Origin of the sequence: Alteromonas sp. ALT199, assembly GCF_018619335.1 — a bacterium.
Lineage (GTDB): Bacteria > Pseudomonadota > Gammaproteobacteria > Enterobacterales > Alteromonadaceae > Alteromonas.
This window is the reverse complement of the sequence record NZ_JAHHDX010000020.1, coordinates 22,138-34,810: the sequence shown is the minus strand read 5'-3', so window position 1 is coordinate 34,810 and position 12,673 is coordinate 22,138. Positions and strand designations below refer to the sequence as shown.

The 12,673-nt window shown below is 44.0% G+C and carries 10 protein-coding genes, 3 tRNA genes and 1 pseudogene; all 14 read left to right on the top strand.

The annotated features are described in order from the left end of the window. The first annotated feature begins 109 nt into the window (after nt 1–109). The 14 genes and pseudogenes from ovoA (at nt 110) to KL866_RS02775 (ending at nt 12,595) form a co-directional block, all read left to right on the top strand. A pseudogene (gene ovoA, locus KL866_RS02840) lies at nt 110–2,223 on the top strand (5-histidylcysteine sulfoxide synthase). Nucleotides 2,224–2,528: 305 nt separating this feature from the next. Further along, nucleotides 2,529–3,938 carry an aminotransferase class I/II-fold pyridoxal phosphate-dependent enzyme gene (locus KL866_RS02835; protein WP_251139796.1) on the top strand — a complete coding sequence of 470 codons (1,410 nt, stop codon included), beginning with the start codon at nt 2,529–2,531 and terminating at the stop codon, nt 3,936–3,938. Nucleotides 3,939–4,177: 239 nt separating this feature from the next. Continuing rightward, nucleotides 4,178–4,897 (top strand): pirin family protein, encoded by a 720-nt coding sequence (locus KL866_RS02830; protein WP_214993237.1) that lies wholly within the window; start codon nt 4,178–4,180, stop codon nt 4,895–4,897. A 180-nt stretch (nt 4,898–5,077) separates the two neighbouring features. Continuing rightward, on the top strand, nt 5,078–5,722 hold the full coding sequence (gene uvrY / locus KL866_RS02825; protein WP_025255344.1) for a UvrY/SirA/GacA family response regulator transcription factor: 645 nt from the start codon (nt 5,078–5,080) through the stop codon (nt 5,720–5,722). Nucleotides 5,723–5,753: 31 nt separating this feature from the next. Continuing rightward, complete coding sequence (gene uvrC / locus KL866_RS02820) at nt 5,754–7,571, top strand: excinuclease ABC subunit UvrC (protein ID WP_214993235.1); 1,818 nt, start codon at nt 5,754–5,756, stop codon at nt 7,569–7,571. 123 nt (nt 7,572–7,694) lie between these two features. Then, nucleotides 7,695–8,267, top strand: coding sequence for a CDP-diacylglycerol--glycerol-3-phosphate 3-phosphatidyltransferase (gene pgsA / locus KL866_RS02815; RefSeq protein WP_025255342.1), 573 nt, complete (start codon nt 7,695–7,697; stop codon nt 8,265–8,267). Nucleotides 8,268–8,436: 169 nt separating this feature from the next. After that, nucleotides 8,437–8,512 (top strand) — tRNA-Gly (locus KL866_RS02810). Nucleotides 8,513–8,553: 41 nt separating this feature from the next. Next, nucleotides 8,554–8,627 (top strand) — tRNA-Cys (locus KL866_RS02805). A 59-nt stretch (nt 8,628–8,686) separates the two neighbouring features. Then, nucleotides 8,687–8,773 (top strand) — tRNA-Leu (locus tag KL866_RS02800). Nucleotides 8,774–8,891: 118 nt separating this feature from the next. Beyond that, nucleotides 8,892–9,584, top strand: coding sequence for a tRNA-uridine aminocarboxypropyltransferase (locus KL866_RS02795; RefSeq protein ID WP_214993246.1), 693 nt, complete (start codon nt 8,892–8,894; stop codon nt 9,582–9,584). A gap of 74 nt (nt 9,585–9,658) precedes the next feature. Then, nucleotides 9,659–10,156 carry a thiol peroxidase gene (tpx, locus tag KL866_RS02790; RefSeq protein ID WP_025255340.1) on the top strand — a complete coding sequence of 166 codons (498 nt, stop codon included), beginning with the start codon at nt 9,659–9,661 and terminating at the stop codon, nt 10,154–10,156. 120 nt (nt 10,157–10,276) lie between these two features. Further along, complete coding sequence (locus tag KL866_RS02785) at nt 10,277–11,107, top strand: sulfurtransferase (protein ID WP_214993228.1); 831 nt, start codon at nt 10,277–10,279, stop codon at nt 11,105–11,107. Nucleotides 11,108–11,230: 123 nt separating this feature from the next. Continuing rightward, on the top strand, nt 11,231–11,956 hold the full coding sequence (gene cobB / locus KL866_RS02780) for a Sir2 family NAD+-dependent deacetylase (RefSeq protein WP_214993226.1): 726 nt from the start codon (nt 11,231–11,233) through the stop codon (nt 11,954–11,956). A 12-nt stretch (nt 11,957–11,968) separates the two neighbouring features. Continuing rightward, a complete protein-coding gene (locus tag KL866_RS02775) occupies nt 11,969–12,595 on the top strand; it encodes a LysE family translocator (RefSeq protein ID WP_025255337.1) in 627 nt (208 codons plus the stop codon). Nucleotides 12,596–12,673 lie beyond the last annotated feature (78 nt).

Sequence of the window (12,673 nt, the reverse complement as noted above, 5' to 3'; positions counted from 1 at the left end):
AAGGTTTACAATCAACTGAAATCATTACGGCATATAAAAACGGTATACTTGCACGTGTATCGCTGGTCCTACGCAGTTGGTAGTAATAACAAGAATTCAAGAGGACATTATGCAGGCAATGCCCACACTTAATCTTAGGGAAGGTACGGTTGAACAACAAAGACAGGAAATAAAGGCGTATTTCCTCGACTCTTTCAACACATATGAATCACTTTTCTCTTGCCTAGTGAATGACGAGGCCTTTTACGAGCGACCTGAAAAACTGCGTCATCCGTTAATTTTTTATTTCGGTCACACCGCCACGTTTTTTATCAATAAGCTCGTGCTTTCAAAGGCTATCAACGAGCGTATCAACCCAAAATTCGAGTCGCTCTTTGCGATAGGCGTAGATGAAATGAGTTGGGATGACCTCAACGACGAAAACTATGAATGGCCGCAGGTTGAAGAGGTGCGCCAATATCGTAATCAAGTGCGCACCTTGGTATACGACCTTATAGATACCATGTCTTTCAGCATGCCTATCGACTGGGACAGCCCAATGTGGCCTGTAGTGATGGGAATAGAACACGAACGCATTCATTTAGAAACCTCGTCTGTACTTATTAGGCAGTTACCCATTTCGTCTGTACGACCTAGCTCAGAATGGCCTGTTTGCCCTACGATGCTCACACAGTCTAAAGAACTTGAACCCAATGCATTAATTACGGTTCCAGCGCAAACGGTAATAAATAACAAAACTTGGGATAATACCTATTATGGCTGGGACAATGAATATGGAACACAGCAGGAATCTGTAAGCGAGTTTAGTGCATCTAAGTTTCTTGTGAGTAATGGCGAGTATTTAGCCTTCGTTAAAGACGGCGGTTATCATAATGCGAAGTATTGGGAAGCTGAAGGCAACAAGTGGCGAGAATATACCCAAGCTCAGCAGCCTGTGTTTTGGGTTAAAAAGGGAGAAGACTATGCCTATCGCAGTATGCTTGAAGAACACCCACTTCCTGTAGATTGGCCGGTAGACGTTAATTATCATGAAGCAAAAGCCTTTTGTAATTACTTAAGCGAGAAGACTGGTTCGCTTGTTCGCCTACCGACAGAAAACGAATGGCAAGCTCTACGTCAGAATGCTGGTGTAACACAAACCGTATACGCTGATGGTTTCAATATTGCGCTTCAAAAATACGCTTCGAGTGAGCCTGTTAATGTTAATCAGTCAGGTGAATTTTTTGATGTGGTAGGGAACGTATGGCAGTGGACTGAAACACCAATTTATCCGTTTGAAGGTTTTAAGGTGCACCCTCTGTACGATGACTTTACTACGCCAACGTATGATAACAAGCATAACCTCATTAAAGGTGGTAGCTGGGTATCTACTGGCAACGAGGCAATGAAAGACAGCCGTTACGCATTTAGGCGTCATTTCTTTCAGCATGCCGGGTTTAGATATGTTCAAGGAAAGCGAGTTATAGCAGTGAACGATTTTGATTACGAAAGCGATACACAAGTGTCGCAATATAGTGAGTTTCATTATGGTGACGAATACTATGGTGTGCCCAACTTCGCCAAAGCCAGTGCTCAGTTTTGTATTGACTATATGCAAGGACGTGAGCATAGCAAAGCTTTAGACTTAGGCTGCGCTGTGGGTCGTTCAACCTTTGAACTTGCCAAGCACTTTGACCACGTTGATGGTATTGATTTTTCTGCACGCTTCATAAAAACCGCATTTGATATGCAAGAGCGTGGAGAGATCCGCTATAACCTAATAGAAGAAGGCGAACTAACGTCATTTAAGTCACGGAAGCTCTCTGCTTTAGGTTTAGAAGAAAGTGCAAAAAAAGTCGCTTTTGCTCAAGGCGATGCGTGTAACTTAAAACCGCAGTTTACCGGCTACGACCTTATCTTCATGGGGAATTTGATTGATAGGGTCTACAGCCCTAGAAAAGTACTGGGTGATATGGCAAAACGTTTAAATAAAGGCGGTCTGCTGGTTGTAGCCAGCCCCTTTACTTGGCTGGAAGAATACACAGAGAGAAGCGAGTGGTTAGGGGGCTATAAGATGAAAATGGTGAAACACTTAGCTCTACGCAAGCATTAGAAGATGCCCTAGGTAGCGGCTTCAAGCGTGTTGGCGAGCCCACAGAGTTGCCGTTTGTCATCCGCGAAACCAAACGTAAATATCAGCACACGCTTTCCGAGTTCAATGTATTTGAAAAGATAAGCGAGTAAAAGCGAAAAAAAGAGCATAATGCCGCGCTTAGGGCCCGTGCTCTGGGTTAGAACACTAAACAAAGCGCGGCTTGTTATATGAAGTGGCTTGATATCCGACATAACACCTGGATAAATAGTAATTGAGCAACGCGTTGTGCTTGTTACAGTGCCAAGGAGCTCAGTAGGGCAAGTCAACGGCGCAAGTTAACAGAACAAGATTAACAAGGTAAGTTAAAAGGCAAAACACTGTTTGAAAGGGAAAATCGAGGGTGAACGAAGGGCAAAATCAACTTCCAGTATTCAGTACATTTGAGCATGAGTTTATGCCTCACAAAGATGTATGGCAGGCACCGGCTCACCTAAAACTCGACCAAACTCGGCTAAAGTATTCAGCTATATTTCGTCGCTTTTATAACACGACGGCTCAGCAAACATCGGTCATAGATTCTCAGCAAGAGCCTATTGCTATGTGGATTGCCGACATGGATATACCGCCCTGCGATGACATTATAAGTGCAGTTACAAAAAACCTTCGCTCAACATATGGATATCAGTCTCTTGATATTGGTGAAGCTGTTGCTAAACGTTTTGAACGCAGTGCGCCGAAATACAGCAGGTTTGAGGTTAACAGCAGTGATGTGGTTGATGTAGCTAGTGTTATAGGCGCGATAGACGTTGCGCTTCGAACATTCTGTAAAGCCGGACAGAAGGTGATGGTTTTAACGCCGACCTATTCGCCCATAGCCGAAACGGTGGAAAACAACGATGTAGAACCTGTATATATACCAGTAGGGCAGTCAGACTATACCGTAGAAGAAAATTATACTGATGTAGCTTCATCTCACACTAGTAATCATCAAAGTATTAATGATTCGTTTACCGATATAGACCTTAACGCTTTAGACAAATCTGCAGTAGCATTTGTTATCTGCCACCCCAATAACCCTACTGGCACCGTATTAAGCGCTAGAACACAGCGTCAGATTGTGGATTTTTGCGCTTACCACAATATTTTGTTGATCACTGATGAAGTACACAGTGAATTTGCCTTTAACTCATATAACGAACCGACCCTGATTCCTATCTTTGGCTGCGAACTTGATAGCGCAGGTTTAAACAAAGCTGAAATAAGAAAGCAAGATAAACCAGTAAGTAAAAATATTGGGCGCACACCCCGAATTATCCATCTTAATAGTGCCTCTAAAGCTTTCAACTTAGCGAGTGTTCCCGGTGCGTCGTACGCAGTCATTAAAGATCAAAAGACCCGAGATAAGTTTGCAAAAGCCATTAGCGCCCGGCACCTTAATGCAAGCAACTTAGGCAAAGTTGCACTTATTGCCGCCTACGAGAGTGGCAGCACCTGGTTAGATGCGGTTAAAAGTGCGTTAGCCTTTAATAGAAAGCTTGTAGTGCGCTTCTTCAAGCACTACGACATCAATGTAGGCTACACGATGGGTAGCGCTGGCTACTTTCTTTGGCTAGATCTCGCCACATTTCCCTCGAAGATCTTGCAACCAATGGTTTCTGTGTCGACTGAAAAAGACTCATTAGGAAAGGAGTCTGATCAAATTCTTCGTTATTCACCTGTTGCAAGTGTAGAGCAGTGTATAGAGCGGGGCGTAGTAGGTAACGACGGAGCACCCTTCGGTGCGCCGAATCATATAAGGCTTAATTTGGCCTGTCATCCAGCGGTTATCGAGACCGCTCTGCAGCGTTTGTGTTTCATGTCGTAGCTGTTCGCTACCGCTTAGCTTGAATCACAAACCAATGAGTTTCTAATCGACCCCTTTTGCATTTCCGATGACAGCATTCTAAATAATAGAATAACTAACTCTATAATCCCGCATTTTATTCCGACTAAAAAGAATTAAACTAACTTTATTGCGAATGAAATCAGCCAAGATAGAAGCTGCTACGTGGCACGTGCAAAGTTAGAAGGTGTTGTGAGAGCAGAAAGGCTTAAGGAAATAAAATGATGTACTTGAGAAAAGCGAATGAAAGAGGAAAAGTCAATTTTGGTTGGCTAACAAGCCGACACAGTTTTTCATTTGGGCACTATTATGACGCGAAGCACATGGGATTTTCAGCGCTAAGAGTGATTAATGATGATATTGTTCAAGCAGGTAGAGGCTTCGAGACTCACGGCCATAGAGATATGGAAATCGTCTCATATGTAGTGAGCGGTGCCTTGAAACACAAAGATAACACGGGCAATGAATACGTGGTACCTGCGGGTGATATACAAGTGATGAGTGCAGGTCGCGGCATCATGCACTCAGAGTTTAATCCGTCTAGTGAAGAACCTGTGAACTTTCTGCAGATTTGGATTGTGCCAAATGAAAAAGGTGGAACCCCGGGCTATACCCAGAAAACCTTCGGTAGTAGTGCTGGTGGTAATGAAAAGCTTGAGTTGCTCGTAAGTGAAAACGGCAGGGATGGGTCGTTAAGAATTAAGCAGAATGCATCAATAAGTCGTTTGACCTTGAAGGCTCAAGAAGCATGGTATCGAAATACTGAAAGGCAAAAAGGATATCTTCATATCATCTCAGGTGTGGCTGAAGCTTCGGTGAAAAGTGAACCTGGGGTGGTAGGATTAGAATCTGGTGATGCTATTGGGATCTACGAGGAAGATAGTATTTCGCTCACTGCACCTCAAGATTTGGTTGCCCTTTGGTTTGATTTACCAATTTAATTGGCTAAAAGTAATCTAGATCAATAATTTAGTTTCAAATTGTGTATCTCTACTTCACGAATCTTTATCTCGTGGTATGATGACTGTGATAAGGTTTTAGGCTGCTAATAGTTATCATTAACGAAAATTAGCGGCCTTTAACCTAGTTGTTTAGAAAACTGAAGTCAGTGAGATACTAGAGTGATAAAAATAATCCTAGCAGATGATCACGATTTGGTCAGAAGAGGGATACGCCGAATTCTGGAAGACGTAGAAGATTTTTCCGTTATCGATGAAGCTAGTAACGGTGAAGATGCGGTACAAATGTGCCGAAAAAATGCGCCAGATGTGGTACTCATGGACGTGAACATGCCCGGTATTGGTGGACTAGAAGCGACTAAGAGAATTGTTCGCATGTCAGAAAATACGCGGGTGATATGTGTTTCAATGCACAAAGAAAGCCCAATACCTATGCAGGTAATGGAAGCGGGGGCGTTTGGATTTCTTACCAAAGACGCAAAGCCAGATGAGGTCATTCTTGCCATTCGTAAAGTCGCGGCGGGCCAAATGTATCTCGATAACGAAATGGCCAATATCATTGCGATAAGTAAGTTATTGCCAAGTTCGGATAATCCATTTGATGAGCTATCGAGTAGAGAACTTACTATAGCCATGAGATTAACCGAAGGTCATAAAGTGCCAGATATTGCCCGAGAACTTAGCATCAATTCCAAAACGGTTAATACCTACCGTTATCGTATGTTTCAAAAATTAGGCGTGACGTCTGACGTAGAGTTAACACACTTAGCCTACCGTCATAAGCTAATCAATCCTAATACCTTTTAAGCGTCACTAGACGCATAACGTCAAAGTGATTATGTCTGCATTCGATTCAGCAGCATTTCTTAAGAATTTAACCTCTCAACCTGGCGTGTACCGTATGTACAACAGTCAGGAAGAGGTTATTTACGTAGGAAAAGCCAAAAACCTTAAAAAGCGAGTATCAAGTTACTTTCGTACTAACCTTGATAACGCTAAAACCCGTTCGTTAGTCAGTCAGATTGCGAATATGGACGTCACCGTTGTAAATAGTGAGACCGAAGCGTTTCTGCTAGAAAACAACTTCATTAAGAAGTATAAGCCGCGTTACAACGTGGTAATGCGTGACGACAAGTCTTACCCTTTCATCTTTTTATCAGACCACGAGCATCCGCGGCTGTCTTTTCATCGCGGCCCGCAAAAGAAAAAGGGCGAATATTTCGGGCCATACCCTAGTGCATGGTCGGTGCGCGAAAGCTTGCGATCTATGCAGCGTATCTTTCCTGTACGCCAGTGCGAAGACAGCTATTACCGTGCGCGCAGCAGACCTTGCCTTCAGTATCAAATGCAGCGCTGTAGCGCGCCTTGTGTTGAAGGCTATGTGAGCGATGAGGAATATAAAGAGCAGGTCAATTTTGCTCGCTTATTCTTAAAAGGTAAAAACCAGCAAGTTATTGGTGGGCTGGTGGACAAAATGGAAAAAGCCAGCGAAGCGCTGAACTTTGAGGCTGCCGCTCGCTATCGCGATCAAATAAACGCATTAAGGAAAGTACAAGAGCGACAATGGGTTGCCGGTACCCAGGATGAAATGGACGTGTTTGGATTTGCGTTCAAAGGCAACATGGCGTGCATCCAAGTTATGTTTATTCGCGAAGGGCAGTTATTAGGCAGTAAAGCGTATTTCCCTAAAGTACCCAATACGGCAGACGAGCAAGAAGTTTTCGAATCCTTCTTCCTTCAGTTTTATTTAGCGGGCAACAAAGTCATTCCTAAACAAATTGTGTTAAGCAACACACTTAGTGACGAAGATGCTATTGCAGATGTACTTGCCAGTGAAGCAGGGCACAAGGTGCATTTCTTTAAAGGGGCGAGGGAAGAGAAGCGTAAATACCTGCAGCTTGCCCAATCAAATGCAGAAACTGCGTTAGATGCGCAGTACAGTCAACAAAAGTCGGTGTTTGCACGCTACCTCGATTTAGAAGCTGCCCTTGAAGTGGATACACCCATTCAGCGCATGGAGTGCTTTGATATTTCTCACACCTCTGGTCAACAAACAGTAGCATCTTGCGTGGTATTTAATCGTGAAGGGCCGCTTAAAAGTGACTACCGTCGCTATAACATTGAAGGCATTACGCCTGGAGATGATTATGCGGCTATGGCGCAAGCACTAAAGCGTCGCTATAAGTCAGTTAAAGAAGTGCAAAAAATTCCGGACCTTCTATTAATAGATGGTGGTAAAGGTCAGCTTGCTCAAGCTGAGGCTTTTTTTGAAGACTGGCCTCATGATAAGAAGCCCATGCTTTTAGGTGTTGCAAAAGGCACTACTCGTAAGCCGGGCTTGGAAACCTTGATACTGGCAGGCAGTCATCAAGTGCTTCCAATGGATAGCCATTCGCCTGGGCTTCACCTTATTCAGCATATCCGCGATGAATCACACAGATTTGCTATCACTGGGCACCGCAACCGCCGTCAGAAAGTGAAAACAACCTCGAGTCTTGAAAGTATTCCTGGTATTGGCGCTAAGCGCAGACAAACGTTGTTAAAGTTTATGGGCGGCTTGCAAGGTCTTAAAAAGGCCAGTAAAGATGAAATAGCAAGTGTACCAGGCATAAGCCCTGAACTGGCGGATACTATTTACGACCACCTTCATCAATAAATGACTGAGTAACAAGCAATACATTACGAATTAAGGTAATGTGTTATGAAAATGCAAGACGCTAAGCTAAAAAGCTACTGCGATAAAACGCCCATAGAGGCATAACACCGAGATGTAATTTTTATGTGGACTGTTCCAAACTGTATTACTTTATTTCGAGTAATCCTTATTCCTGTTTTTGTCGTTGTATACTTTCTTGATTGGCGCTGGGCGCACGAGGCAGGGGCCTTTATCTTTTGGTTGGCGGCCATTACTGATTGGTTTGACGGGTACTTAGCCAGAAAGCTAGAACAATCCACTCCCTTTGGAGCATTCTTAGACCCAGTTGCTGATAAACTTATCGTTGGTGCTGCACTTCTTATGATCACGCACAGTTATGCTAACCTTTGGATCACCTTGCCATCCATCGCGCTTTTAGTGCGTGAAATTTATGTGTCGGCGCTAAGAGAATGGATGGGTTCAAATGGCGTAAGAGACGCAGTTAAAGTGTCTTTTATAGGTAAAGCCAAAACAACTGCTCAAATGTTAGCCTTAATTGGGTTACTTTCAGGGTTAGAAACTTTTATGGGCGTAACAATTTATTGGGTTTCTTTAGGTTATATCCTTCTATATTTCTCTGCAGTGCTGTCAATTTGGTCAATGTTTGTTTATACAAAAGCGGCGTGGCCACACCTTCGAAGTAGTGCAGCAAAGTAGAATTGATCGCGGTTTAATCAAAGTGAATAAAAAAATAGCAAACGATCATAAAAAACCGCATTTATCTCAATTTAAACGCTTTTTTGTGTTGACAGTTTTGAATGGGTAGGTAGAATGCACCCCACATTTCGAGAGGACATCAACCAAACGAAATGGTCGATTAAGACATGCGGGAATAGCTCAGTTGGTAGAGCACGACCTTGCCAAGGTCGGGGTCGCGAGTTCGAATCTCGTTTCCCGCTCCAATCTCTTAGAGATGAGTTTTAATCACGCGCCAGACGCATCTGGCGGAATGGCAGAATGGCTATGCAGCGGATTGCAAATCCGTCTATCTCGGTTCGACTCCGGGTTCCGCCTCCAAACGCTGCAACGCAGCATCAGGTTCTACGCCTGACACCTTTGCTGAAAAGCAACCCGATGCCCGGGTGGTGAAATTGGTAGACACAAGGGATTTAAAATCCCTCGCTGGTAACAGCGTGCCGGTTCAAGTCCGGCCCCGGGCACCATTTTATTTTCCTATTTCTACTCAATACAAAACTTTGCTAACCACGCTCTTTTACTGCATTGTACTATGGTAAAATCCGTAAAAACCTTTGGCAAAGACGTACTATCTTGAATTCTGTTATGTCACTTCGTTTAGACGAGCTATCTCGTGCTGAACGCCCATTTCACGCGCGTGGTAGCAAAGTGATTCGCTGTGATGCATGTTTGCTTCCAACGCAAAACTGTATTTGTGAATTTAAGCCTGAAGCTGGCACAGACGTGGCGGTTTTGTTTTTAATGTACAAAGGCGAATACTATAAACCTACCAATACAGGCCGTTTGATAGCCGATGTGGTGAGAGACAACCACGCGTTTTTATGGAAACGAACTGAACCTGATGAAGCGTTACTGAAACTTTTAAGCGACGACAAATACTTTCCCATTGTGGTATTTCCACACGAATATGCTGCAGCTGAACGCTGTATTGACGCTCCACCATTGAATACTGGCAAAACGTTACTATTTATTTTCTTGGATGGAACCTGGCGTGAAGCAAAGAAGATGTTTGTAAAAAGCCCTTACTTACATAATTTTCCTGTGTTGGGCGTTAGCATGGAAGTAGCTTCAGACTATTTACTTAGAGAGTCTACCCATGATTTCCAACACTGTACCGCAGAAGTAGGTATTAGCGTTTTGGCACTAGCTGAACAGAAGCAAGGGGCACAGACGTTAGCGCACTATTTTAGCGTGTTCAGGCGGGAATACTTAAAAGGTAAGCCCCATTTACAGCATAAGCTCGCGTTTGCAGAGTCGCAGGTTAAAGAAAACATCTAAAAAGTGTCACTTTTATTTGCGAAAGTGTTGTTTTACATCCACTATTTTATATTAATGAAAAACGGAGAAAGCGAATGGCATCAGTTACTTTTCAAGGCAACACAGTTACAACTAAGGGGCAGTTACCGGAAGTAGGTACACCTGCACCAGACTTTACTCTAGTAAAGGCGGATTTGGGTGAAGTAACGCTGTCAGAGCTTGCAGGGAAAAACGTAGTTTTGAATATTTTCCCTTCAATCGACACAGGCACTTGCGCGATGTCAGTGCGTAAATTTAACGAAGAAGCTGCAAAATTAGATAACACAACTGTTATCTGTGTGTCGGCAGACCTACCATTTGCTGCGGGCCGTTTCTGTGGCGCAGAGGGCATCGAGAACGTGCTAACAGGCTCCACCTTCCGTTCAACCTTTGGCGATGATTACGGTGTAACATTTGAATCAGCACCGCTAACAGGTTTACTGTCGCGCTCGGTTGTTGTTATCGATAGTGAAGGTAAAGTGGTTTATACAGAGCAAGTAGCAGAAACTACTGAAGAACCAAACTACGAGTCTGCTATTGCTGCATTAAGCTAAGAAGCCGGTTTAGTACTAAGTAAAATGATTCATATTTAATGTGAATCAACACGTACCGACTAGTTTTTAACCCGGTATTACAAGGCGCCCACTTACACGGGCGCTTTCCAGGAGGATGTAATGGCATCAGTATTGCTATCAATAGGCGAGCTAGCTAATGCAATGCAACAAAAGCCAGTTACGCTTGTAAGAGCGTTGATGGATGATCCTGTTTCAAAAACGCCGGATACACGAACGGCAATGGTTTTGCCTGCGTCAGTGGATTTTGATCTAGATAGCGAAGGTAGCGATCACACTACTGGTCTCCCGCACAGTATGCCCTCAGCTGATGACCTTGCTATTTATCTTGGCAACCAGGGCATTACGGCAAATACGCCCATAGCGGTTTATGACACCCGAGGTATTTATACAGCCCCTAGAGTGTGGTGGATGTTAAAGGCATTAGGGCATAAAGATGTATATATATTAAATGGTGGCCAACCCGCGTGGGAGCGGGCAGGGCTTCCAGTATCAGAACAACAGCAGTATGGGAAATTAACCTATCAAGCTACACCTCGACCAGGGTGGTTTGCAAACTCTAGCGCAGTGCTTCAGGCGATAAATACCGAAGCGCAACTGCTTGACGCGCGAAGTAGCCCGCGATTTAAAGGCGAAGTTTCCGAGCCCCGAAAGGGAGTGCGCTCAGGACACATGCCCGGCGCGTTCAATGTTCCTTTCGATACATTACTAAAAGACGGCCATTTCTTACCTGTAGATGAACTTAATGCTGTTTTTACACAAGCAAAGGTTGATTTGCGTAAACCTATTATTTGCACGTGTGGTTCAGGCGTTACCGCTTGTATCATTGGTGTTGCAGCTCTTATGTGCGGCGCTACGCAAGTTTCGGTGTATGATGGTTCGTGGTCTGAGTGGGGCGCTAATACCCAGTATCCTGTAGTCAAAGACGTGTAAAAGCATAAAAGCCGTGAAGTGCTGAAATCACTCATGTGCGATGTATGCCGAAGCACCATATCATCGCGAACTGCAAAATAAACTAAACAACTCGCTTTATAGCAACAGAGTAAAAATAATCCGATGTCAGCTAATAAATCCTTACCCAATATTGTTATTCTAACCGGTGCGGGCATCTCCGCTGAATCTGGATTAAAAACGTTTCGCGATAATGACGGCCTTTGGGAAAATCACAGCGTTGAAGAAGTCGCTACACCCGAAGCGTTCGAACAAAACCCTAGTTTGGTTTATCGCTTCTATAACGCGCGACGAGCACAGCTTCAACATGATGATGTTGTGCCTAACGCAGCACATAGGGCGCTTGCTAAACTCGAGAAAGCTTTCGGTCATAAGTTAATATTGGTGACGCAAAATGTAGATGACTTGCATGAGCGTGGTGGAAGCGAGTCGGTTTATCATATGCATGGTAAGCTATTGTCGGCACGCTGTGCTATTAGCCAGGAAACTTTTGATTGGCGTGAGAGCTTTGATCACACCACAAAATGCCCATGCTGTAACAGAGTAACCCTGCGACCGGATATTGTGTGGTTCGGTGAAATGCCTATATATATGGAAGAAATTTACGAGGCGCTTTCACAGGCCGATGTATTTATAGCTATTGGTACATCGGGTAACGTGTATCCTGCTGCTGGCTTTGTTCAGATTGCTAAAGAAAATGGGGCACACACAATAGAAGCGAATTTAGAGCCTGGTGTATCGAATGCCTTGTTCGACGAATCACTCACCGGACCTGCCTCGCGCATAGTTCCACAGTGGGTTGATGAATTAATTTCAAAGTATGCGCTGTAGGAGGCGCAAAGCATGCAGTATATGAATGAATTTCTTACCATTGCACTGGTGCATCTTGTGGCTGTTGCCAGCCCAGGACCTGACTTTGCGGTGGTTGTTCGAAACAGCGTGGCTTATGGCAGACGTATAGCCATGTACACCAGTGTGGGTATTGGCCTTGCTATCTTGCTTCATGTTGCATATTCGCTGGTAGGGCTGAGTGTAGTGATTGCCACAACGCCTTGGCTATTCACCACCTTTAGCTACGCTGCTGCAGCTTATTTACTTTATCTTGCTTTCGGTGCACTTAGAAGCGGCCCTGTAAAGCAGGAGCAAGACGTGAATGCAGAAAAGAAGATATCACAAATCTCGGCAAAACGTGCCGTATGGATGGGGTTTCTGACAAACGGACTTAATCCAAAAGCAACGCTGTTTTTCCTTTCACTTTTTACCGCCATCATCAGCATAGATACGCCATTTAGTGTAAAGCTTGGCTATGGTTTCTATTTAGCGTTTGCCACTGGGCTATGGTTTTGTTTTCTTTCCTACCTTTTAAGCACGAGTAAAGTCGCTGAACTTATTGGCAAAAAAGGCTATTGGTTAGACCGCGCAATGGGCGTTCTGTTGGTAGGTTTAGCTGCTAAGTTAGTGTTGGGTTAACTTTTGTTTACCATACAAACAGGCATTTATTTTTATGAATTGGTATAATCGCGCCGATTTTTCAAAATTATAAGAGAG

Excerpts from the sequence above, each read along its gene's own strand:
- KL866_RS02835 (WP_251139796.1), top strand. The coding sequence starts at position 2,529 with ATGCCTCACAAAGATGTATGGCAGGCACCGGCTCACCTAAAACTCGAC.
- KL866_RS02830 (WP_214993237.1), top strand. The coding sequence starts at position 4,178 with ATGATGTACTTGAGAAAAGCGAATGAAAGAGGAAAAGTCAATTTTGGT.
- uvrC (WP_214993235.1), top strand. The coding sequence starts at position 5,754 with ATGTCTGCATTCGATTCAGCAGCATTTCTTAAGAATTTAACCTCTCAA.
- pgsA (WP_025255342.1), top strand. The coding sequence starts at position 7,695 with ATGTGGACTGTTCCAAACTGTATTACTTTATTTCGAGTAATCCTTATT.
- KL866_RS02795 (WP_214993246.1), top strand. The coding sequence starts at position 8,892 with ATGTCACTTCGTTTAGACGAGCTATCTCGTGCTGAACGCCCATTTCAC.
- tpx (WP_025255340.1), top strand. The coding sequence starts at position 9,659 with ATGGCATCAGTTACTTTTCAAGGCAACACAGTTACAACTAAGGGGCAG.
- KL866_RS02785 (WP_214993228.1), top strand. The coding sequence starts at position 10,277 with ATGGCATCAGTATTGCTATCAATAGGCGAGCTAGCTAATGCAATGCAA.
- cobB (WP_214993226.1), top strand. The coding sequence starts at position 11,231 with ATGTCAGCTAATAAATCCTTACCCAATATTGTTATTCTAACCGGTGCG.
- KL866_RS02775 (WP_025255337.1), top strand. The coding sequence starts at position 11,969 with ATGCAGTATATGAATGAATTTCTTACCATTGCACTGGTGCATCTTGTG.